We start from the raw sequence: 21,623 nt of genomic DNA on the forward strand, positions 1-21,623 counted from the left end.
GGGAATGCCTCCTGTGATGTTTTCTGTGGTTACTAAATATCATAAGGGAAGGCATTCCCTATTTCTATACAATTCAGAAATCTTTTATGCATTTACACAAGATATTTTACGCTCTCAAACATTTACGAAGGATTTATGTTGTATTTACAATCACCCGTTACTATTAACCCTATCAAACTAGATAGGGGTTATTCACATGAATATTTTAAAATCAAGCTTATTTACCGCGGGAATCATCGGCCTTTCACTTGCAGCTGCAGGTTGCAGTTCTTCGAATACATCGGGCGGTCATCAAAAAACCAAAGATCTCACAGTCGTTTTCCTACCTGGTGACTCAGCTAAGGAAGCCGGTCCCGCCAGAACAGCACTCGCAAACGAAATTCACAAAGCAACTGGTAAAAAAGTATCCGTTAAGACCACTACCGACTACAACGTGGCCATTCAAGCAATTTCATCTGGGAAGGCCCAGATCGCGCTGATGGGGCCGGATAGTTATATTCAGGCACATAAGCAAAACGCTTCAGTTGAACCGATTTTAACCTACTCTGGTAAGTCCGGAACACTAAAAGACGCGCAGTATCACAGCTACATTATGGTGCCAAAGGACAAGGTCAACCAGTACAAGGTGAATGGTAAATTCAGCCTGGAAAAGATTAAGGGTCAGAAGATGTCGTTCGTTTCAAACACCTCAACGTCTGGCTTTGCCATTCCAGCGGGTGCCATCCAAACCAGCTTTAAGCTCAAAAATAAGGATGATCTCCAACAAAGTAACAAGTTCTTCTCTAAGGTTTTGTTTGGTGGCTCGCACCAAGGTTCAGCCGTCAACTTACTCAAGGGAGACGCTGATGTAGCGGCTTTCGATGATATGGATCTGGTATCATATGGTAAGTTTACCAACGATTCAACCAAAGCGGGTGCTGATTTTAAGATCAATGCCAATGCGCCAGCACCGTTTAATCACGTTCGCGGTAAAGAAAGCATCGCTTTAGCAGCCTATCCAGTCCAAAATGAACCGATTGCGGTGAACGCAAAGACAGTTAACAAATCAGATACCAAGAAGATCATCAAAGCGCTGACCTCATCACGAATCACTAAGGATAAAAAATTCTTCGCGCCAGCTAACGCCAAAGTTCACAGTCTGTTACCTAAAGATGGTGATACTCAGTTCATTGCCATTTCCGACAAATGGTACGCCCCTACGCATAAAGTACTTGGTGAATAACTACTGACAAAGGAGGGACCCATATGCTAACCGTGAATCACCTAGCTAAAAGCTACGATGGCGAAAAAAAGTCGCTGACGGATGTTTCTTTTAGCGTCCGATCTGGTGAAGTAACCGTTATTATCGGGCCTTCTGGTGCCGGTAAAACAACCATTCTACGCAGTATCAACCAACTCATTCGTGACGATGAAGGCGAAATCTTATTTGATCAGATCGATATGCGCCAGTTAAATCGGGTGCAATTACGTCGTGCCCGCAGTCATATCGGGATGATTTTTCAAAGTTATAACTTGATTGAACCGCTGACGGCCATTGAAAACGTTCTGCACGGGTGTTTAGGCACTAAGTCAAATTTTGCTGGTATTTTCTCGATTTACAATAATCGCGAAAAAGAAGAGGCTTTAAAACTGCTTCAAAAAGTCGGCCTCGAAGAATTTGCCTATCAGCAATGCCGAAACCTCAGTGGCGGTCAAAAACAACGGGTGGGTATCGCTCGAGCATTGATGCAGCATCCTAAAATTATTTTGTGTGATGAACCGATTGCTTCACTAGATCCTAAATCGACCATTACTGTTATGGACATTCTGAGAGGCCTTGCCGTTAATGACGGTATCTCGGTTTTGATCAATCTCCACCAAGTCGATATTGCACGTGAATATGCCGACCACGTAATTGGTATTAACAACGGTCAAGTCGTTTTCGATGATCGTACGCAAGCCCTTTCCGATGCCGCAATTACCGGAATATACCGAAAGAATGCCAATTTGGAAGGGAGTTTAGTCCATGAATCCTAATCTTCAGCAAGTCAACCATTTTTTCAATAAAAAACGTTTCCGACTGTCGCTTATATTAGTCATTCTCGGACTAGCTTACGCCGGTGCATCACTTGGATTGGGATTTCAGACCCATTCGTTATTGAATATTCAGGATGGTATCGCTTGGTTGATTCAAAATTTCATCCCTAATGAAGCTTCAAAAGGTTATTGGCATGAGATTAGCCAGCAGCTCTTCCGAACCTTTTTAGTAGCCGTAGCAGCGACTACTTGCGCCGCTGTTGGTGCCTTATTTCTAGCGATTATCGGTGCCAAAACGCTGACCGCAGCCATTACTGTCAGCTGGGTCATCCGTGGATTTTCATCCCTGCTTCGAAACATTCCAATTGTTGCATGGGCGATGATCCTACTCTTCTCGTTCAAACAAAACGACCTAACTGGGTTCCTCGCACTCTTTTTCATGACCCTAGGTTTTCTGACACGGGCCTTTATGGAAACCATTGAGGATTTTGGCACCGAAAAAATTCAAGCACTACAGGCTACCGGCGCCACCTACCTCCAGGTTATCTTTCAAGGGTTATTACCGGAAATCGCCGTGGCGCTCATGTCCTGGATCCTTTATATGATTGAAAATAACGTTCGTGATGCAACTTTAGTGGGTTTACTGACAGGAACTGGCATTGGCTTTATTTTTAACCTCTACTTTAAAAGTCTCAGATATGGGGCTGCCGGTCTAGTCGTTCTGTCAGTCATCCTCTTAGTCGTCACGGTTGAATTAATTTCCAATCTGATTGGGAGGTTATTATCATGATCAAACCTGAGAATCAAATTTCATTACCTACTCAAGTACCAACAGGTCCGAGACTGACGATTCCCCTCCGTTTTCGGGACCGGCGTCGAATAACCATCATGCTGACCCTGCTTGTATTGGCCTATATCACACTCATCACGTTACCAACGATGATTCCAAGCCACTTTAAATTAGGCGCAGCTCTCATGAGTTTTACCGAAAACATTAAAATTATGTTTCTGCAGCCACACCTCACTAATACCACCTTTCTCACCCTTTTAGGTGCGCTAGGTCAAAGTATTTTATTAGCTTTTTTAACCACGCTGCTTGGCTCAGTATTGGCTTTTTTCTTCGCTTTAGCCAGTACTAGACGATTGGCACCCACACCCTTAGTACTGGGTATTCAAAGCCTAATGGCCGTCATCCGTGCGATTCCCACCGTGCTTTGGGTACTGATCTACAGTGTGGTCTTCGGATTAGGCGCTGACGCTGCAGTGGTTGGTATTACCTTTCACAGCGTTGCCTACCTCACTAAAGTCTATGCCGATAGCATGGATGAACTTTCACCAGATAGCATTGAAACCATGCAGGCTATGGGACTTAAAAAGGGCACGATTATTCGTCAAGCAGTCATCCCCTACCTCGTCTCTAGTTATTTCAGTTGGACTTTCATCCGCTTTGAAATTAACTTTGCAGACGCTATTGCTGTGGGCGCGGCTGCCGGTGCTGGCGGCATCGGCTATCAGCTTTTCATGTCCAGTAGTTTTTATTTCAATTTTCACGAAGTTGGCGTCATGGTCTACATGATCTTAGCCTTTGCGCTAGTGCTGGAAATTATTTCCTATCGTCTGCGCTCTGTCACTAATCAGTAGTCAAACCATTCTGTCCAACTCACCACTAGGAGGAATCTTATGATTGAAGCCATTGTATTAGATTGGGCTGGTACCACCGTTGACTACGGCAGTCGCGCGCCCATCATTGCCTTTAAAAACGCCTTTGCTCACTTCAGCATTGATTTGAGTGAAGCCACTATCCGTCAAGATATTGGCTTAGATAAAATGACCCACGTGCGTAAACTACTTCAAGAGCCCGAAATCTCAGGTTCTTGGGAAGCAAATCATCCTACCATTCCACTAACTCATGCCGCTGAAAAAATTTATGCCCAATTTCAACTTGAGATTAACAAAGTACTGGTAGCAACCGCTGATTTAAAGCCCGGTGTGACTGATTTAGTTAGGTTCGCCAACTCGCATCATATTCAATTGGCAACCACGACAGGATATACACAAGCAATGCTTGATCAAATACTGCCTTTAGCGGCTGAGCAAGGTTACAATCCTGCCTATAACATTACTTCAGAACAGACCAATCACGTTGGCCGTCCCAAATCAGACATGGTCGATCTCGCTATGAAGAAGATGGAAATTTCTGATCCAACCCACGTGATCAAAGTCGGTGATACCGTTAACGACGTCCTAGAAGGCAAAAATGCCGGCGTAATTTCAATCGGTGTGGCCGAGGGCGGTAATTTAATCGGACTGTCCCAGCAAGCATTCGATCAACTGACCGTTGAAGAACGTGCTCGGTACCGAATCAAAGCAGCTGCCATCCTCAAAGAAGCCGGGGCTGATGAAATTATTAATAACCTCACCGATTTAATTCCATTAATTGAATCGCTTGATGATCAGCAACACAAGGTGCCACTGTTACTCACACCTGGACCATTAACAACTAGCCAAACGGTTAAAGAAACCATGCTAGTTGATCATGGTACTTGGGATGATGATTATAAGGCGCTAACACAGTGGGTACGACACGAATTAGTGGCAATTGGTAACGCCTCAGAAGAAGATTACACCGCTGTTTTAATGCAAGGTAGCGGTAGCTTTGGCGTAGAAGCCGCTATTGGTACAGCTGTTCCGAAAAAGGATGCAACATTATTGATCGCCGCAAATGGTGCTTATGGTGACCGTATGATTGAAATTGCGGAATATTTAGCAATTCCCCACGTTGTGCTGCAAGTTCCAGAAGATCAAGTTATCACGTTAGCAGCAGTGGAAGAAGTCCTAGCCGCACATCCAGAAATTACCCATTTCGCTGTCGTCCATTGTGAAACCACAACGGGAATTTTAAACCCCATTGAGACTATTATCCCGGCTTTAGCAACCAAGGGGATTATCACGTTAGTTGATGCCATGTCTAGTTTTGGTGGTATTCCAATCGATTTAGAGCAACTTCACGTTGACTATCTCATTACCAGTTCAAATAAATGTATGCAAGGTGTACCCGGTTTTAGTATCGTGTTAGCCAAGAAACATACCCTACTAAAAACTAAGGAAAACGCGCGCTCATTGGCACTTGATTTATATGCCCAATATCAAACTTTTGAAAAAAGTGAAGGCAAATGGCGATTTACATCACCGACCCACGTTGTTTACGCTTTTGCTGAGGCCCTACGAGAACTTGATCAGGAGGGTGGTGTAAGTGTTCGCACGCATCGTTATCAGACTAACGAAACGCTTTTACGTGAAGGCATGCAAGATCTCGGCTATAAATTGGTCATTGATGAGTCCGTCCAGTCACCAATTATTACCTCTTTCAAGTTTCCAACGACTGACTTTGATTTCCGAGCATTTTACGACTACCTTAAAGACCGTCGCTTTATCATTTATCCTGGGAAAGTATCAAAATGCGATAGTTTTAGGATCGGCAATATTGGCGAAGTTTCTGCCGAAGATATCCATCACCTACTGGATTTGATCAAAACCTATACCAAAGAAACCTTACAATTACCGGTTGGCAATTAACAGCATCTGTTTTAATCACCGTTAAAAATTCCCCCGAGAAAATAAACGATTTTCAGCAAATATTTCAGAAAGCATTCCACAAATAACGCGTACTAGTCACCTTCCCCGTTTGGAAAGTTGCCAGTACGCGTTATTTTTAATGGTAAAAGCATTATCAAAGCATCATTTTGTTTCACATGAAACAAAATGACACTTAATTTACTAGCTATTTTTGATCAACAATAAAAAAATAAAAAAGTTTTCTTGGGGTATACCAATTGCTGAAAATATTTACTTATCGTATTTATATTCAAATACTTAAAAGTTGACTTGTGAACGTAGGTAAGCTGATGGTGCCTTATGTGACTAAATTAACATGAATTTACAACCTTTTATCGTGAAAAAAGTCACTATCCTATCCAAATTTGAAATCGCTTTAAATTTGAATCTATAGGCAATGTAAACGTTTGTGTTTTTTTAAGAAAGGAATACAATTGAGTTTGTTAAAAACTTATAGCAATTATACGTTAGGAGAGATTATTGTGCGTGTTCGTCATTTGAGTACTTGGTTTATTTTCACTTTCGGCGCACTGGGTGGCCTTTTATTTGGATTTGATACTGGTATTATTTCAGGTGCATCTCCTCTGATTGAATCTAGCTTCCATTTAAATATTGAACAGACTGGTTTTATTACCTCATCCGTTTTGATTGGTTCCTCAGTCGGTGCTTTATCAATTGGTTCTCTGTCAGATAAGTTTGGGCGGAAACGCTTATTATTAGTTGCTTCCATTCTCTTCTTACTGGGTTCCGGGTTATCAATGACTGCTTCAGGTTTCGTTTCAATGGTTGTTGCCCGAATTATCTTAGGCTTCGCCGTGGGGTCAGCTTCAGCATTAACACCAGCTTACTTAGCTGAACTTGCCGATGCTCCTCACCGTGGTTCACTTGGGACGATGTTTCAGTTAATGGTTACTTTAGGTATTCTGTTAGCTTATGTCTCTAACTTAGGTTTCTTAGGACATAACTTATTAGGCCTTCAAGACTGGCGGTGGATGTTAGGATCAGCTTTAATCCCTGCTGCTGCACTGTTCTTCGGTTCATTGGTCTTACCTGAATCACCACGATACTTGGTTGAAATGGGTAAGATTGACGAAGCCAAAGAAGTCTTACATGACTTACGTGCTAAAACTAATGAGGATCCCGATAAGGAATTAGCTGACATTCAATCAGTTGCTAATCAGCCTAAGGGTGGGTTGCATGAATTATTCACTTTCGCTCGTCCAGCCGTTTTAGTTGCCATTGGCCTAATGCTGCTGCAACAATTAGTTGGGATCAACTCAGTAATCTACTTCTTGCCACAAGTCTTCATTAAAGGATTTGGCTTTGCTGAAGGCGATGCCATCTGGATCTCAGTTGGTATTGGTATCGTTAACTTCTTGTGCACGGTTTTGGCATACAACATTATGGATAAATTCAACCGTCGTACGATCTTACTCTTTGGTTCAATCGTCATGGCCGTTGCCATTATCATCCTTTCAATTTTGAACTTTACGTTAAGTGTCAAAGCTGCCGCTGTACCTACTATGATCCTGATTGCCATTTATATCTTTGGTTTCGCCGTTTCATGGGGCCCAATTTGCTGGTTAATGATCGGTGAAATCTTCCCATTGAATGTTCGTGGGATTGGTAACTCAATTGGTTCAGCTGCTAACTGGATTGGTAACTTTATCGTTTCTCAATTCTTCTTGGTATTGCTAAATGCCTTCCATAACAATGTTGGTGGACCATTCGCCGTCTTTGGTTTCTTCGCTATCGTTTCGATCTTCTTCGTCATCTACGCTGTTCCTGAAACTCGTGGTAAGACTTTGGAAGAAATTGAAATGGAAATGCGTCATAAAGAAGCTAACAAAGAAGCTGCTAAAAAAACCGCAAATTAATCTTCTCTTCACTTAAATATCCAAAAGCACCTCTGAATTAAAAATTCGGAGGTGCTTTTTTACCCGATAAATACATTTCTCACGTCTCTTGGATGGAAACTGGCGGATAAATCTGATACTATGTAGGGACGGATTCACGTTTCTTGATTTCGACAACCAAAAAGTGAGGTACTAACTTTGTTAACTGTAACCAATGTGTCCATGAGTTTTTCGGACCGTAAACTGTATGATGACGTTAATTTGAAATTTACTCCCGGCAACTGTTATGGCATTATTGGTGCTAACGGAGCCGGCAAATCGACTTTTCTTAGAATACTTGAAGGCCAATTGACCCCTACTACTGGGAACGTATCAATGGGCGCAAACGAACGCATGAGTAGCTTAAAGCAAGATCATTTTGCTTTCGATGAACAAACGGTCTTGAACACGGTTCTGCAAGGCTATGAACATCTCTATCAGGTCATGACCGAAAAAGACGCACTCTATGCCAAAGCCGACTTTTCCGATGAAGACGGGATCAAAGCCGCTGAGCTTGAAGGTGAATTTGCTGAAATGGACGGCTGGAACGCTGAAAGTGATGCCAACCAACTGCTTCAATCCATGGGCATTGCTGAAGACCAGCAGCAAACACTGATGAAAGACCTCCCAGAAAGTGAAAAGATCAAGGTTTTACTAGCCCAAGCGTTATTTGGCAAACCTGACGTGTTACTTCTGGACGAACCGACAAACGGTTTGGACCCCATGACGATCAGCTGGTTGGAAAACTTCCTAGCTGGTTACGACAACACCGTTTTAGTTGTCAGCCATGACCGTCACTTCTTAAACGCCGTCTGTACCCACATGTGTGACGTGGATTTTGGTAAAATTCAACTCTTTGTCGGTAACTACGACTTCTGGCTGCAAAGTTCAGAACTCGCCTTAAAACTGCGTAATCAGGCTAACTCCAAAAAAGAAGAACAGATCAAACAGCTGCAAGATTTCATCGCGCGGTTCTCAGCGAACGCTTCCAAATCTAAGCAAGCAACTTCTCGGAAAAAGCAACTCGATAAGATTACTTTAGACGACATTAAACCCAGTTCCCGTAAATACCCATTTATCAAATTCACGCCTGAGCGCGAATTAGGTAATGATTTACTGCGGGTTGAAAATGTCAGCAAAACGATCGATGGCCACCAAGTACTCGATAACGTTAACTTCATTCTCCGTCCTGGCGATAAAGCGGCGTTAATTTCACGTTCTGACGTGACCACCAGTATCTTGATGCAACTCTTAGCCGGAACTATGGAACCCGATACCGGCTCAATCACTTGGGGTGTTACAACTAATCGTGCTTACATGCCTAAGGATTTAAATCCCGAATTTAGTAACGAAAACTTGAACATTCTCGAATGGCTCCGTCAATATGCCAGCAAAGAAGAAAGCGACAACACCTTCCTGCGTGGTTTCCTCGGTCAGATGCTGTTCAAGGGTGATGAAGTGCTCAAAGAAGTGCCCGTCCTTTCTGGGGGCGAAAAAGTCCGCAGCTACCTTTCAAAACTCATGTTGAGCAAGGCCAACGTCCTCTTGCTGGATGATCCAACTAACCATCTGGATCTGGAAAGTATCACCAGCTTAAACGATGCTTTGGTTGATTTCAGTGGTTCAATGGTCTTTACCAGCCATGATCATGAATTCATTCAAACGATTGCTAATCATATCGTTGAAGTTGGTCCTAAGGGCGTTGTTGACCGCGCCGATACCACCTATGATGAATTTATGGCACACGAAGCCGCTCAAGCACAAGTCGCTAAAATTTATTAACAGTAACCAAAAACGTCATCTCAAAATTTGAGATGACGTTTTTTTAGTGCTCTTTTTTAATTTTAAAATAACTTCCGCGAATGGTCCCCGCTAACTTAGATCTTTGCCGAGCAAATTTAAATTTATCGGCTAATTCAGCTGGCACTGCCATCCCATCTGAAAGTTTGAAGCCAACCGCCCGTTTACCTTCAGGGTCTAGCGCATACATGACGTTGATGGCCAAGCCATCTTCATAGAAAACGTATGTCCATCTAGTCCCTTCAACTTCGAACTGTGAGACCTCTAGTGGCTTTGCCGGAATTTTGAGGTCACGTTCTGATAAAACGTCATTCACGTAATCCAGTACTTCTGGATGCTCACTAGCCGGTTCCGTCACGTATTCGTGCTTATATTTATTCCAGAAATAACGTGCTTCGTTGGCGCGTAATCCTGCTAGTGCTAGTGCGACTGGTGACGACTCTAAACCAACCTGAGAAACGTTTTTAAAATCAACTTGATAGCTCATTAGCCCACCTCATTTTTTGATATTATCCGCTAGTGACCTTTTAAATACAATTGTTTCTATTTTACCACCCGGAACATCAGTAACACGGTTCGTATCGGTTTTATAAAACCCCATGTGAGTATAAAATTTTTGCGCACTAAGATTAGTCGTTAAAACCTCAAGGTAGATCTGCTGATACTTAGCAGTTAGTGCCTTCAATGCCGGTACAATCAACCGTTGACCAAGTCCTTGATGCTGATATTCTGGCAAAATATAGATGGAATAGAGCTCACCATATTCTGACCAGTCAGCCCATCTAGCTGGCCCGTAGCTGCACACGCCAACAACCTGATTCGTCTCCGTTAGCGCCAACTGCATATTTTGCCAACGCTTTTCAGGGTGCCAGATTGCTGGGATTAATTCTTTTAAAATGGTACTTGGTAACTGATTTTGATAAGTTGCCAGCCAGGTTTGATAATAAACCTGACGAATAGCATCAAAATCTGAATTTTCATTAGCTGGTTGAACGGTAACTGCTGTCATACTCAAAACTCCCTAAAATCATAAGTTAACCTGCCTGGACAACCGTTAAACGATGTTGCGCCAATTTAATGATTAACTGTTCAGGTAACGGTTCATCATACGCAACGTGCCAGCTGCCTTTGGTAGTTTGATAGTCAGCCAATTCGGCCGACAAAAACGCGATGCCTTCACTCGTTGGATAGATGCCAATATGTTGCTGGTTGGCACCAAAATAAAGCACCGCTTTGGGTTGGAAAAAGACCGGCATCCCATAGGAGAGCCGTTCTTCTGCATTGGGCAGAACCGTCTTCAGTAATCGGTACAATTTTGTCAGTTGCTGCTGATATTCTTGGGGTTGTTTAGCAATATACCTGGTAATCACACTCATTAGCTAACCCCTATTCTATGACTTGAAGCTCGAAATCAATGTGAGGAATTCCATCTTCTAAATACACATCCGAAACTGGTTTAAACCCAAACGATTCGTAAAATTTTTGCAAATAGGATTGGCCGGAAATCTTAATATTATTTCCCGGGAAATCCTGCTTAATTTCTTCAATCGTTGCACTGACGATTTCCCGGCCTAGATGCTGTTCCCGAAATTCTTTGACCACTAAAACTCTGCCAAAGCTCATATAGCCTGGCTTAGAGTCCTTGATAATTCGGGTATAGGCAGCTAAGCGCCCATCGACACGAAGAATCATATGAAGGGCATTATCATCTTGATCATCAATCTCTTGATAGGGACACTCCTGTTCGACCACGAAAACCTTAACCCGGGCTTTCATGATCTCTAGTAATTCAGGTACAGATAATTCTGACGTCTTCTTCACGCTTAATCTCATAATGATCCCTCCATTCATTTTTACGGTTGGTTAACCGTTGAAATTTAAATTAATGGCATTATAGCACAGTCACTACTTTAAGCTTATCACTTACTTGCCGAGATTGTCGTTACTCTACACGGCAAAAAAGGACGATTTCGTTTAAAAATCGTCCTTTTGCTGCATCTATTTTGTTGTCTAAAACTTACTTAATTTCCCGCTTCAGATACTCTTCAAAAGTGGTTGGTTCGCGTCCAAGCAACGTCTTAAGCACAAATGGATTACCATCCAAGCCCCACTTAGAATAAGTGTCAGACAAGTGCTTGAATGCTTGACGCATATACAGATCCGTAAAGTTATTTTCATCCAAGAACTTTTCGAGATCAATGTGCGTTGCAACAGCGTGTTCGCCAGTCAGCTTGTTATAAGTATCAACTAAATCTTGAGGGGTATATGTCTTCTTAGTGCCGACTAATTCGAAAGTTGCCTTGTTGTAGGTATCTGGGTCCTTAGCAACCTTAGCGGCAACTTCACCAACGTCCAAAGGATCAACGTAGCATAATTTGCCATCAGAAGCATAGAAGTTTTCGTACTTACCAGTATCGTGCACCCGTTTAGGATCAAAGTTATGCATATAGTGCATTGGCTGCAAGATAGTGTATGGCAATTGCGTTGCCATACCAGCATAGATCAAGTGCTCTTCAGTATCACGCTTTTCAACGTGTTGTAAGAGTGTAGTTAAGATTGGGTGGGTCACAGAAATGAAGATGAATTGTGAAACCCCGTTCTTAATGCTTAAATCGATCATTGTCTTACCAATCAAGCCCTCTTCTGCTGAAAACAGCGGTGGGATGTAGGCAATTTTGTCGCTGGCTTTAGTAATTTCATCAATCACCGTAATATCGGTTAAATCACCGACGAAAGCCTGCTTGATACCTGGTAGATCTTTGACTGCTGGGTTAATGTCGGCTGCACCGACTTCGAAACCGGCATCCACTAAGGCTTTAACAACGTGGCTACCAGCATGTCCAGCAGCTGAAGTAACTGTAATCATAAACTATTTTGCTCCTTTCGAATCATCTAATCACTTAGATTAAATCGTTAAACTACCACGGTACGATGCCGGCATCTTCTGTGAAGGTCCCGTTAGCATCGTTCTTAGGGTCTAAGGCAAGTACAATGGCACGGTGAGCACCACTTTCAACTGGCTTAGCACCATTCTTTTCAAATAATTCCTTGTCGACCAAATCAGTAGCGGTCATACCAGGGTTAACCGAGTTAGCCGTAACATTAAGCTTAGCATCTCTGAATTCCTTGCTAAAGGCAACGGTCATAGCGTTCAAAGCTGTCTTAGAAGCTTGGTATGGGAAGGAAATAATGTGTGAGAACATGGACTTTGGATCTGTAGCCAAGCCCAATGAACCCATATCACTAGTAATGGTGATGATCTTACCATATGAAGCCTTCTTCAATAGCGGAACAGCAGCTCTCGTCATTGCATAAGTCCCAAAGAAGTTAGTGTCAAAGGTCTTACGCAGTTCTTCGACAGTTGATTTCGTTGGTAAAGCATCTTGAGGGCCTGGGATACCAGCATTATTAATTAAAATATTGAGGTAGCCGAATTTATCATTAACGGTTTTAATCGCATCGTCAATGTTTTGTTGATCAGTAATGTCACAGTGTAATAAAGCAACGTCTAAACCTTGATCTTGTAATTCTTTAACGGCTTTTTGACCAAGTTCCATATCGTAAGCACCGATAAAGACGAATTGACCATGTTGTGCTAATGTCTTAGCTTCAACAAACCCCATACCTCTTTCGGCGCCAGTGATCAACGTCACAATTTTTTTACTGTCAGCCATTATAAAACACTCCTTTTCTTATAAGCATTTAATAACTATTTCACATGAAACATTAAAGCCATTCTGAACTATCTGCTGATTTTTCAGTTTCGGCTACTGTACAAGTAGGCTTGATGCCGTTAGCAACTAATTGACGGGCACACCAGTTAGCAACGCTGCGAGGTTTGTGATCCAGTAATTCGATCAATTGCTTGTTGTTACCAGCCCAGCCCCACTTGTTATAAGTTTTACGCAAGGCGTAGAAGGTTTCGGTTGCGAAACTGTCGCTACCTGCAAAGTAATCTGGCCAGTATTCAACCAACTTATCTTCAGGTACGGAAATTGGTGTAATTTCTTTACCGGAAACTTTACTCATGACAGTGGCAACGTCGCGTGGTGTCATGGATTCGTTACTTGCAGTGTAGATCGCGTACTTGTAGCCGTCTTCAGTCAACAGCTTGATGGCACAGTCGGCAACGTCCAATGGGTCGACCCATGAGACCAGCTTATCGATGTCACACATACTTGGATATTCACCCATATCGTAGAACATCTTCATGAAGATGTTTTGATGATACGTTGAAGGCCGAATAACACTCCAGTCTAAGCCGCTTTCAAAACCGCGATAAAGTAAGTATTGTTCATCTTTGGCTTTCATCCGGTGTTGTAGCAGTGTGCTCATGTTCGGGTACATGCAAGATAGGTAAACATACTTGCTGACCTTAGCATCAATGGCTGCATCGATTGCCATACGGCCCATCTTAGCTTCTTGATAAGTGAACTGCGGTGGAATGTAAAGCACCCGATCGACGCCCTTCATTGCTTCAGCGAGGAATTTTGGATCACGGCTATCACCAACAAGGGTTTCTTTAACCCCTTGCTGTTCAAATTTCTTAATGTCTGGGTTCATATCAATGGCACGAATATCAAACCCCTTTTTGGCAAGGTAAGGGACGATCTGACGACCAACTTTACCATATGCGCAGGTAACTAGTAACATATTTCACAACCTCCTTTAATGACCATAGTGTATCCCCTTTCAACAAACTCGTCAAGTATTACTTTATGAGTTTTCTTTAATTTATTTTCGTGTATAATGGTTTTGAACAGAGGGGGAAGATTATTATGACGGGGAAACAATCACAACGGCAGGATCAATATAATCGCGGTAAACAGCTATTTATCGATACTGCCAAACACCTTTTTAAAACGCAGGGGTACGATAAAACCAAAGTTAGCGATATCGTAAATGCCAGTGGCCGAAACGTGAGCACGCTCTATCACTATTTCCCAGCAGGTAAGAAAGATATCGTCAAAATACTTTTAATTACCGATATCAAAGAAGAATTTGATAAATTAGCTGCCTTAATGGCGCAGGAAAGTGACCGCTCGCTCATTGATGCACTACATTTGTTCTATCACCAGTTTGTGGCTATTTTTTACCATAACTGGTACTTAATGTCGATTATGCTTTACTACAAAGACGATTTTGAGGCTGAAGTGACCCCCATCACACGTGAAGGGACCGACCATATGCGCAAACTGCTGGCAGCCTTCTTAAAAAAGCGGGTTGACAACAGAGAATTGTATATCACTGATTGTAACGTGGCTGCTAAATTATTCTTTGCACCTGGGATGGAAGCCATCATTGTTAATTTTTCTGAACCCGAAAAAGACGTCTTTGATACCACTGAAATCGACCAGCTGATTGCGATCTGGCAACGAGAAACGATTTTTTTCGATCAATCTAAATAAGATTGAAAGCAACAAAAATAACCTGAAACTACCATTTCATCGTAGTTTCAGGCTATTTTTGTGAACTCATTTTTTAAGCATCAACGACACTAAACCGTTGTCTAATGCGCTTAGGGTCAGTCATTTCCTGCACAATTGCTGCAGCAAAGTTGCCGATAGTGGTTGTTTCCTTACCGTCTTTATTTACCATTGGGTGGTCGCCACCAATTTTAAAGTTGGTTTGGGGCCCTTCAATTAACTCATTTTGAGGGGTAGCAGCGATCCAATCGACGTTATCGATCCACTTTAAGTATTCAAATTCATGGCTTTGCTGAACGGGTGCGTCGATCCAAGGTTGACCCGCGTACTTTTTCAGAACCGTATCAATCATTGGTTGGCCATCGTCATCTAATAAGGTGCTAGCACCGATGATAAAGACTAATTTCGTAGCCGTATTTTCACGGAACATGGTGATTAGGTTAGTCGCCACATCGATATGCTGATAAGCCTTTGGTGACGCAAAAGCATCCACGACATAGTCAAATCCCTTTAAATCTGAGTAGGTCAATGCTAAGGCATCTTTTTCAAGAACTTTGGCATCCGCACCAAATACCTTTTGTCCTTTTTTAGCATCGCGGACGATTGCCGTCACCTCATTGTTCTTCGCAACTGCTTCTTTGTAAATCGCTTGACCAACGTGCCCTGTTGCCCCAATAATACCGATTTTCATGATAAATTCCTCCCATAATAAAGTTTAAATTTAGTTTAATTAATCCCATTTAAGTTGCCGACCACCGATATAATATAACCAATTTTAAACCACCTGTCAACCATTAATCATTTAACGCTTAATAAGACTAACGTTTCGTGATGAGTACCAACGAAAACAGATGGGTTCAAAAAGCTTCATCCCAACTACCAGCAAATTCCGCAAATAATGCATTGATCGTCTCGCCATTAAAAGATCTGCCACGACTGCCAGTCTCTTCTATGCGTTCTGGACCACGACCAGCCAAAACAACCGGTAATTGATGCTGTTTGGCCTTAATAAAGGACTTCATCGTTACCATTTTTTCCAGCTCAATCTGATGAGTCCAGCTCGCACCAAAGTCATAGATGTAGGTTACGTCGCCCTTTTCTAAATCCGGGTAAACGAAAAATTCAGTTTCGTTGCGCATCCCTTCACCCATATCAAGATCTGGCATAACAATACCATATTCAGTAGTAGGATCCTTAGCCGGTGAAAAACTATGCAGATGGCTATTCGTCCAACCAAACAACACTTGAATAATGGCATGCAGCTGATCATAGCGAATACTTGTCGGGACCAAGACCCGTCGCCAAGTCCCTGGTTTGACATCACTTAACGTTACTCTTAGTTGCATAATACTACTTTCTATCATAAGGCACCCCCAACTAAACGATGCTATAAATACTCACCCAGCCGATAAATTTGATCAAACACCTGATTTTCAACTCTGCGCTCCGCTAAACTTCTTGAATGGATCGTACTGCCAGGCCGGTTGACCTTGGTATACCTAACGGCCGGGTCGTAGCGATAAATACCGGGATTGTTGGCAACAAAGGTCGCTGTAAAAAGATAGTCTTCAGCAATCGTCAATGATTCGTCAAAGAGTAGCTGCTGTTGCCGCAGTGCCGGTAATGAGTAGGCTTTGTTCCAAATATAACCGCCAACTTCCGAACCGTGCCGGCTGGCTTGCTGAAACATAGCTCGTTGGGAGATTTGTTCATAATGATCCCGTTGATCAAGTGGTTGGCTCCACCAACGATACCCCACCGCAACTGCCGGTGTATCGGCTTGAAAGCCCTGCGCCAACGTCTTAACGTAATCCGGATGTAATCGGTCATCACCGTCAACAAAGGCAACTGCATCGCCCGAAGCATGGGTGATGCCAAAATTTCGGGCAGCAGAGACTCCTTGATGCGCGGTAAATTGTTCCACATGAAACATTGGGATGCCATTGGCAAATTGAACTGCCTTTTCTGCCGTGCCATCCGTCGAATGATCATCTATCAGCCAAAGTTCAAACGCTTCTGTTTGAGCGGCAATCGTCGCCAGCGTATCATCAAAATAATGACTTAAATTATAGGTTGGTACCACTAATGTCAGCTTGGTCATATTAATCACCTCTAACACTTATATTTGGTTGTTATTATGTCAGAAATCACATCATAGTCAACGAATTTAACTTGAAATTGGTAATGGCTCGTAGGATAAAAAAGATTCATAATCACTTCTACAATGTGGTTTGATAAAAAGCATGTTAGCTCACTTCAGTATTAATGCAATATAAAAACAGACTACCTCGATTAGATAGTCCGTTGGGTTAATTTGATTCCCTTTACTTGGTTGTTGGTTTATTCAGTGACCGCCATGAACTGGCTTTAAAATAGTAAATATTTTTTGGTGTTCCGTCATGTTTACCATAAAGATGTGAATATGAACTTTCAACTGCTGGAAAACGGTGCTTTTTACCGTTATTGTCACGTAAATAAGCATGGGTAAGGCGCATATCAGGGTCTTGATCCAAAAAGCCAGGGGCAAACATATACCATGCTGATTTTTTTAAGTGGTGAGCCCATAAAGGCCCAACGTAGCCTTTACGACCTTCATGGCCTGAAGAAGATGAGGACATTTTGGTAGTCCCTTCAACTTTATATAAGGCTTTATGGTTAGTAACCATGTTGTGGTCCCCCCAAGATAAAAACGTATACTTGGTAAATTTAATTTCGTTAATTTTAGAAAGATTAGATTTGCAATACCATGTACCTCTGAATGATTTAGGTATAGTTTTTAGATATGCATCATGAGTTTTATGCGCACTCGCAGTTGTAGCAGAAACGTTAAATGTAGCTAAAGCCAGCCCAGTTATAGCCAATCCCTTGATCAGTTTATACATGAAAATTCTCCTTTTAGTATGTAGTAATTAACGCTTTAAATCTTTATGATGGGTCCAATAAGTCATTTTGTATTGAAGGGGATAATAATCTATCAGGGTGCGCTCTTTAAGTGCAGTATATTTAGTGCCTTTAATTTTTATAGTAACCTTTCTAAATTGAGCAGCCGCATCAGTCCCATTACGGCTAAACCAATAATAGCTATGTGGAGATTTATTTTTACCAATATATAATTCTGGTCCGTTAATCCCTTTAAAAAATTTTTTCCCACTTAATTTCCAAGTCCCATTTTGAATGGTGTATTTCGTTATGTTTAACGTTTCGTGGGCCTTATTCAAACTATACCAACGCCCTCTTAAAGTCGTTGGTGTGGTTACATAGTGATGCTTAGCACTGGCATGTGTTGTAGTAGTACTAAATGCGGTAAGGGCTACTCCAATTACAGCTAAGCTCTTAATTAGTTTATTCATGAAATCTTCTCTCCTATACAAAAATAATATTATGTAACATTAATAAGAATAAAACTAATCATTGTATAATGATAGGCTTGGCTTACACAACTAATAGCGGTGCATAGCTATGGCCGAAAATCACGTCAAGTAGCTGTTAAATACTTAGTGCCACTAAACTAAAGAATTCTGTAAATATGTGCCCCGCATTTATCCCACTAAAAAAGACCCGCCATCATTTGACGAGCCTTGATTCTGATTTAATTTAAAATATTTCGCCATCCGCAATCTTAATCAGCACTGTCCGCGATGGAATAAAGAATAACTCCCCGGTTTCTGGTGTTGAGAAGTCCAGCAAGCGGTCGGATTTAGTAAACATTCCTTCTAGCATCCGCTTAGTGACTTCCCAGTGACGAGAATACCCAATGAAGTAGGTCCCGTTAACGCCTTCAGTTGGATTAGAAAACGGGACGTTCATCCGCACGATCTTATGCTCAACACCGCCCTCGTTGTCCTGAGCAACGATGTTATGGGCATTGGGGGCTTTTTGATCGTCTTCCAGCTCCACATCGTTAAACTTTTTACGCCCAATTGCTTGTTCCTGCTGTTCAGTTTTTAACTTGTTCCAGGCTGTCATATCATGAATATACTTTTGGGCAAAGGCATATGACCCGTTGATGAAAGCTGGGTCTTCGTCACCAATCACCGCATAATCCGGGGTATCTAAAGCACTGGGATTCTCCGTACCATCCACGAAACCAATAATGGCACGACCCTCAAAATATCGGAAGCCATGGGTTTCATCAAGAACGGTAACGTCGTCTTGAATCCGGTCCATCACCATCGTCATTAATTCAAAGGGTACCGCTGAATCCTTGGCCCGAACGTGAAAGAACAAATCAGCAGGCGTGGCTGGTGCCGTGTACTTGGGACCTACCACTGGTTCAAACTCTTCCAATTCTTTAGGCCGCTTAGCATCCGGAAAGAGGTAATCCCAAGCTTTGCGCGAAAAGCCAAACGCTACGGCTAGTCCAGCATCTGGATAACGAATATTCAACGAATTTTCAAACGCCGGCAAGTGCTCTGCTAGATCTCGAATCATATCTAAGTCAGCATCATGATCTTGCCGCTTTAAATTCATCGTTGAAAAGATAATGTTGCTGCCCGCGTCCTTATAAACTGACTGAACGTCTTTTAAATCAATTGCCATCTCAAGTTCCTCCTTATATACATTGTAAATGCATATACAATGCTTAAAGAGTGTTCTATTTTAGAACTATTCTTAATTGGCTTAATTTTAACACTTTTAAATACCGATTAAATCGCTTTCTAAAATTTTGATGGTCTTATCCCAAAGACTATCAAAATAATTACCATCAAGCTATTTTATTCGAAAGTACATAATTGATTGATTCACCAAACTTATCCCGATTTGGTGAGCAAAAATCAATACCTAACAAATTTAAATTCTACAAAAACACACCAAAAAGAACGTGATACTCAGTCATCTTTTAACCGATCATCACGCTCTTTTCAATATTCGTTCACTCTCTAACTTTTCGCATAAGGATAATGCGCCATTACTGGTAACTGATCCCACTTCACTGGGTAGCCAGCACCATGCGCACAAAAAACAGAGTCCGGCGTATTTTCTAGATCTGCCACCGGATTGTAGTCTTTATCTGTTATCACCTCATCAGCATTATGGCACGGCCGATAACCGTCAACCACGCATTCCAGCTCACCTTGACCATGAGTATAGGCATTCACTGTCTGAGCATAACCCTGCATCTCGGCCACCGGCGCGCTACCAGTCAGCGTAACCACTGTACCGCCAGTATTATCGGGCGTTTCAAATTCACCGGACATCCGCTGAATATCGTTCATTGCCCGGCCAACTTGGTCTTGAGTGACCATCAGCCGAAATTGGTACCAGGGTTCCAACAACTGTGCCGAACCTTGCTGTTTAGTCATCATCAATCCCTGTCTGACCGCTCGCCAGGTGGCTTCTCTAAAGTCGCCACCAACCGTATGCACAATACTGCCACGACCACCGATCAACGTGATCCGCATATCGATGATTGGCGCCCCAGTTAAAACACCTAGATGTTGCTTAGCCGCTAAATTAGTCATGATCAGATGCTGCCAATTTTTGCTTAATACTTCAAGGGAACAATTGGCTGCAAAACTCACACCGCTGCCACGTTCCGTTGGTTCCATAAGTAAATGCACCTCAGCGTAGTGTCGTAAGGGTTCAAAGTGGCCAACACCCTCTATTGGTGCAGTAATCGTTTCCTTATATAAGATACTGCCTTCATCAAAGGCCACATTAAGCTGAAACTGCTGCTGCAATAACTGCTGAATCACTTCTAACTGCATGGTTCCCATCAGCTGCACCCGAATCTCCTGCAGCTGATTCGACCAAGTAACGTGCAACTGCGGATCCTCATCTTCTAGTTGCTGCAGCGCCGTTAAACAGGCGTGCAAATCGTTCCCATTCGGATCAACTTTATAGGTCAGCACTGGCTGCAATAACGGTGTCTGGCTGTCAGCTAAGCCGCCTAATCCCTGACCTGGACGAGTACCGGTCAGCCCAGTAATCGCGCAGACCTCACCGACTGTAATCGACTGACTCACCGTATATTTAACACCATTATATTGCCGTAGCTGATTGATCTTTTGGTCGGGTAAAATTTCATCACGGGGGTGCAGCTCACCGCCAGTAACGCGAACCCAAGTGAGCCGCTCACCCTTTTCGTCGTGAGAAACCTTAAAAATCCGGGCACCGAACTCTCTTTTAGGCGTCGGTTCAATGGTCCACCGTTCCAAACCAGCCATCAGCGCTTCCACACCCGTCAACTTAAGAGCTGCCCCAAAGTACGTTGGAAAGACCTTTCGTTGACTAATTAGCCGACGAATCACGTCATCGCTAAGGGTCTCTGAAGCCATATAACTATCCAATGCAACATCATCCTGCAGAGCAATATCTTCATAACTATCAGCAATCTGTTCGCCGTCAAATGCTAAACAACCCGGCGCTAATTCTGCCTGCAACTGGGTCAGCATCTCATCACGATCAACGCCTGGCGCATCCATTTTATTCACAAAGATGAAGGTTGGAATCTGATATTGGGCTAGTAAGCGCCACAGCGTTCGCGTATAGCCTTGAACGCCATCGGTGGCAGAAACGACTAAAATCGCGTAGTCTAAAACACTCAACACTTGTTCTGTCTGGGCACCAAAGTCCGCATGACCTGGCGTATCCAGCAACGTTAAGTTGAGTTTTTGATACTGCAAACTGGCTTCGTGAGAAAAAATCGTGATGCCGCGTTTCTTCTCTAGATCATCCGGATCAAGAAACGCATCACCATTATCAACTCGGCCGAGCTGTGAGAGAGTTCCTGCCCGATACAGCAGCGCCTCGGATAACGTTGTTTTGCCCGCATCCACGTGAGCAATGATTCCCGTTACGATGTGTTTCATATGGCCATTCCTCCTGTAATTATTCAACACTATCCATTATTCCATTTTATTTTAATTTA

The 21,623-nt window shown here is 42.7% G+C and carries 22 protein-coding genes and 1 pseudogene; 9 read left to right on the forward strand and 14 right to left on the reverse strand.

What is annotated here, in order from left to right:
* Window positions 1–196 precede the first annotated feature (196 nt).
* The 8 genes and pseudogenes from CES79_RS07885 (at window position 197) to CES79_RS07915 (ending at window position 9,308) form a co-directional block, all read left to right on the forward strand.
* On the forward strand, window positions 197–1,222 hold the full coding sequence (locus CES79_RS07885; protein ID WP_089136839.1) for a phosphate/phosphite/phosphonate ABC transporter substrate-binding protein: 1,026 nt from the start codon (window positions 197–199) through the stop codon (window positions 1,220–1,222).
* Between the two features lie 23 nt (window positions 1,223–1,245).
* On the forward strand, window positions 1,246–2,016 hold the full coding sequence (gene phnC, locus CES79_RS07890) for a phosphonate ABC transporter ATP-binding protein (RefSeq protein ID WP_089136840.1): 771 nt from the start codon (window positions 1,246–1,248) through the stop codon (window positions 2,014–2,016).
* Window positions 2,006–2,806 carry an ABC transporter permease subunit gene (locus CES79_RS07895; RefSeq protein WP_089136841.1) on the forward strand — a complete coding sequence of 267 codons (801 nt, stop codon included), beginning with the start codon at window positions 2,006–2,008 and terminating at the stop codon, window positions 2,804–2,806. The genes phnC and CES79_RS07895 overlap by 11 nt, the downstream gene beginning before the upstream one ends.
* Complete coding sequence (locus CES79_RS07900) at window positions 2,803–3,657, forward strand: PhnE/PtxC family ABC transporter permease (protein ID WP_089136842.1); 855 nt, start codon at window positions 2,803–2,805, stop codon at window positions 3,655–3,657. The genes CES79_RS07895 and CES79_RS07900 overlap by 4 nt, the downstream gene beginning before the upstream one ends.
* Window positions 3,658–3,696: 39 nt before the next feature.
* Window positions 3,697–4,443: pseudogene (gene phnX, locus CES79_RS13145) on the forward strand (phosphonoacetaldehyde hydrolase); the annotation flags it as partial.
* Between the two features lie 39 nt (window positions 4,444–4,482).
* A complete protein-coding gene (phnW, locus tag CES79_RS13150) occupies window positions 4,483–5,592 on the forward strand; it encodes a 2-aminoethylphosphonate--pyruvate transaminase (protein WP_235870454.1) in 1,110 nt (369 codons plus the stop codon).
* A gap of 521 nt (window positions 5,593–6,113) precedes the next feature.
* Window positions 6,114–7,508, forward strand: a complete 1,395-nt coding sequence (locus tag CES79_RS07910; RefSeq protein WP_089136844.1) for a sugar porter family MFS transporter — start codon at window positions 6,114–6,116, stop codon at window positions 7,506–7,508.
* A 177-nt stretch (window positions 7,509–7,685) separates the two neighbouring features.
* The gene (locus CES79_RS07915) at window positions 7,686–9,308 is read left to right on the forward strand and encodes an ABC-F family ATP-binding cassette domain-containing protein (RefSeq protein ID WP_170173455.1); all 1,623 of its coding nucleotides are present in this window, start codon (window positions 7,686–7,688) and stop codon (window positions 9,306–9,308) included.
* Window positions 9,309–9,351: 43 nt separating this feature from the next.
* Here the strand turns inward: CES79_RS07915 and CES79_RS07920 are convergent, their stop codons facing one another.
* The 7 genes from CES79_RS07920 to CES79_RS07950 all read right to left on the reverse strand — a co-directional run bounded on the left by CES79_RS07920 (window position 9,352) and on the right by CES79_RS07950 (window position 13,979).
* Window positions 9,352–9,813, reverse strand: coding sequence for a DUF8821 family protein (locus CES79_RS07920; RefSeq protein ID WP_089136845.1), 462 nt, complete (start codon window positions 9,811–9,813; stop codon window positions 9,352–9,354).
* A 9-nt stretch (window positions 9,814–9,822) separates the two neighbouring features.
* Window positions 9,823–10,335 carry a GNAT family N-acetyltransferase gene (locus tag CES79_RS07925; RefSeq protein WP_089136846.1) on the reverse strand — a complete coding sequence of 171 codons (513 nt, stop codon included), beginning with the start codon at window positions 10,333–10,335 and terminating at the stop codon, window positions 9,823–9,825.
* A gap of 25 nt (window positions 10,336–10,360) precedes the next feature.
* The gene (locus tag CES79_RS07930; protein ID WP_054655519.1) at window positions 10,361–10,702 is read right to left on the reverse strand and encodes an iron chaperone; all 342 of its coding nucleotides are present in this window, start codon (window positions 10,700–10,702) and stop codon (window positions 10,361–10,363) included.
* A 10-nt stretch (window positions 10,703–10,712) separates the two neighbouring features.
* Window positions 10,713–11,159, reverse strand: a complete 447-nt coding sequence (locus CES79_RS07935; RefSeq protein ID WP_054655521.1) for a GNAT family N-acetyltransferase — start codon at window positions 11,157–11,159, stop codon at window positions 10,713–10,715.
* Between the two features lie 184 nt (window positions 11,160–11,343).
* Window positions 11,344–12,192 carry an SDR family oxidoreductase gene (locus CES79_RS07940; RefSeq protein WP_089136847.1) on the reverse strand — a complete coding sequence of 283 codons (849 nt, stop codon included), beginning with the start codon at window positions 12,190–12,192 and terminating at the stop codon, window positions 11,344–11,346.
* Window positions 12,193–12,244: 52 nt separating this feature from the next.
* Window positions 12,245–13,000: an SDR family NAD(P)-dependent oxidoreductase gene (locus CES79_RS07945; RefSeq protein ID WP_089136848.1), complete on the reverse strand. Its 756-nt coding sequence runs from the start codon at window positions 12,998–13,000 to the stop codon at window positions 12,245–12,247.
* Between the two features lie 52 nt (window positions 13,001–13,052).
* The gene (locus CES79_RS07950) at window positions 13,053–13,979 is read right to left on the reverse strand and encodes an SDR family oxidoreductase (RefSeq protein WP_089136849.1); all 927 of its coding nucleotides are present in this window, start codon (window positions 13,977–13,979) and stop codon (window positions 13,053–13,055) included.
* A gap of 125 nt (window positions 13,980–14,104) precedes the next feature.
* Here CES79_RS07950 and CES79_RS07955 point away from each other — a divergent pair, with 125 nt between their 5' ends.
* Window positions 14,105–14,734, forward strand: coding sequence for a TetR/AcrR family transcriptional regulator (locus tag CES79_RS07955; protein WP_089136850.1), 630 nt, complete (start codon window positions 14,105–14,107; stop codon window positions 14,732–14,734).
* Between the two features lie 73 nt (window positions 14,735–14,807).
* On the opposite strand, the gene CES79_RS07960 is transcribed toward CES79_RS07955, so the two are convergent.
* The 7 genes from CES79_RS07960 to CES79_RS07990 form a co-directional block, all read right to left on the reverse strand.
* The gene (locus CES79_RS07960; protein ID WP_089136851.1) at window positions 14,808–15,443 is read right to left on the reverse strand and encodes an NAD(P)H-binding protein; all 636 of its coding nucleotides are present in this window, start codon (window positions 15,441–15,443) and stop codon (window positions 14,808–14,810) included.
* Window positions 15,444–15,609: 166 nt separating this feature from the next.
* Window positions 15,610–16,116, reverse strand: coding sequence for a plasmid pRiA4b ORF-3 family protein (locus tag CES79_RS07965; RefSeq protein ID WP_089136852.1), 507 nt, complete (start codon window positions 16,114–16,116; stop codon window positions 15,610–15,612).
* Between the two features lie 23 nt (window positions 16,117–16,139).
* On the reverse strand, window positions 16,140–16,859 hold the full coding sequence (locus CES79_RS07970; protein ID WP_089136911.1) for a glycosyltransferase family 2 protein: 720 nt from the start codon (window positions 16,857–16,859) through the stop codon (window positions 16,140–16,142).
* A 217-nt stretch (window positions 16,860–17,076) separates the two neighbouring features.
* Window positions 17,077–17,634: a hypothetical protein gene (locus tag CES79_RS12705; RefSeq protein WP_133286334.1), complete on the reverse strand. Its 558-nt coding sequence runs from the start codon at window positions 17,632–17,634 to the stop codon at window positions 17,077–17,079.
* A 27-nt stretch (window positions 17,635–17,661) separates the two neighbouring features.
* A complete protein-coding gene (locus CES79_RS07980; RefSeq protein WP_089136854.1) occupies window positions 17,662–18,102 on the reverse strand; it encodes a hypothetical protein in 441 nt (146 codons plus the stop codon).
* A 244-nt stretch (window positions 18,103–18,346) separates the two neighbouring features.
* Window positions 18,347–19,291 carry a Dyp-type peroxidase gene (locus CES79_RS07985; RefSeq protein WP_054655541.1) on the reverse strand — a complete coding sequence of 315 codons (945 nt, stop codon included), beginning with the start codon at window positions 19,289–19,291 and terminating at the stop codon, window positions 18,347–18,349.
* Between the two features lie 341 nt (window positions 19,292–19,632).
* Entirely contained in the window at window positions 19,633–21,564 is a 1,932-nt protein-coding gene (locus CES79_RS07990) for an elongation factor G (RefSeq protein WP_089136855.1), read from the reverse strand.
* Window positions 21,565–21,623: the final 59 nt, after the last annotated feature.

It is taken from the genome of Secundilactobacillus silagei JCM 19001 (assembly GCF_002217945.1).
In the GTDB taxonomy this organism is placed as follows: Bacteria; Bacillota; Bacilli; order Lactobacillales; family Lactobacillaceae; genus Secundilactobacillus; species Secundilactobacillus silagei.

Excerpts from the sequence above, each read along its gene's own strand:
- CES79_RS12705 (WP_133286334.1), bottom strand. The coding sequence starts at position 17,634 with ATGTATAAACTGATCAAGGGATTGGCTATAACTGGGCTGGCTTTAGCT.
- CES79_RS07960 (WP_089136851.1), bottom strand. The coding sequence starts at position 15,443 with ATGAAAATCGGTATTATTGGGGCAACAGGGCACGTTGGTCAAGCGATT.
- phnC (WP_089136840.1), top strand. The coding sequence starts at position 1,246 with ATGCTAACCGTGAATCACCTAGCTAAAAGCTACGATGGCGAAAAAAAG.
- CES79_RS07885 (WP_089136839.1), top strand. The coding sequence starts at position 197 with ATGAATATTTTAAAATCAAGCTTATTTACCGCGGGAATCATCGGCCTT.
- CES79_RS07955 (WP_089136850.1), top strand. The coding sequence starts at position 14,105 with ATGACGGGGAAACAATCACAACGGCAGGATCAATATAATCGCGGTAAA.
- CES79_RS07935 (WP_054655521.1), bottom strand. The coding sequence starts at position 11,159 with ATGAGATTAAGCGTGAAGAAGACGTCAGAATTATCTGTACCTGAATTA.
- CES79_RS07985 (WP_054655541.1), bottom strand. The coding sequence starts at position 19,291 with ATGGCAATTGATTTAAAAGACGTTCAGTCAGTTTATAAGGACGCGGGC.
- CES79_RS07920 (WP_089136845.1), bottom strand. The coding sequence starts at position 9,813 with ATGAGCTATCAAGTTGATTTTAAAAACGTTTCTCAGGTTGGTTTAGAG.
- CES79_RS07945 (WP_089136848.1), bottom strand. The coding sequence starts at position 13,000 with ATGGCTGACAGTAAAAAAATTGTGACGTTGATCACTGGCGCCGAAAGA.
- CES79_RS07895 (WP_089136841.1), top strand. The coding sequence starts at position 2,006 with ATGAATCCTAATCTTCAGCAAGTCAACCATTTTTTCAATAAAAAACGT.
- CES79_RS07925 (WP_089136846.1), bottom strand. The coding sequence starts at position 10,335 with ATGACAGCAGTTACCGTTCAACCAGCTAATGAAAATTCAGATTTTGAT.
- CES79_RS07980 (WP_089136854.1), bottom strand. The coding sequence starts at position 18,102 with ATGAATAAACTAATTAAGAGCTTAGCTGTAATTGGAGTAGCCCTTACC.
- CES79_RS07950 (WP_089136849.1), bottom strand. The coding sequence starts at position 13,979 with ATGTTACTAGTTACCTGCGCATATGGTAAAGTTGGTCGTCAGATCGTC.
- CES79_RS07940 (WP_089136847.1), bottom strand. The coding sequence starts at position 12,192 with ATGATTACAGTTACTTCAGCTGCTGGACATGCTGGTAGCCACGTTGTT.
- CES79_RS07990 (WP_089136855.1), bottom strand. The coding sequence starts at position 21,564 with ATGAAACACATCGTAACGGGAATCATTGCTCACGTGGATGCGGGCAAA.
- CES79_RS07900 (WP_089136842.1), top strand. The coding sequence starts at position 2,803 with ATGATCAAACCTGAGAATCAAATTTCATTACCTACTCAAGTACCAACA.
- CES79_RS07930 (WP_054655519.1), bottom strand. The coding sequence starts at position 10,702 with ATGAGTGTGATTACCAGGTATATTGCTAAACAACCCCAAGAATATCAG.
- CES79_RS07965 (WP_089136852.1), bottom strand. The coding sequence starts at position 16,116 with ATGATAGAAAGTAGTATTATGCAACTAAGAGTAACGTTAAGTGATGTC.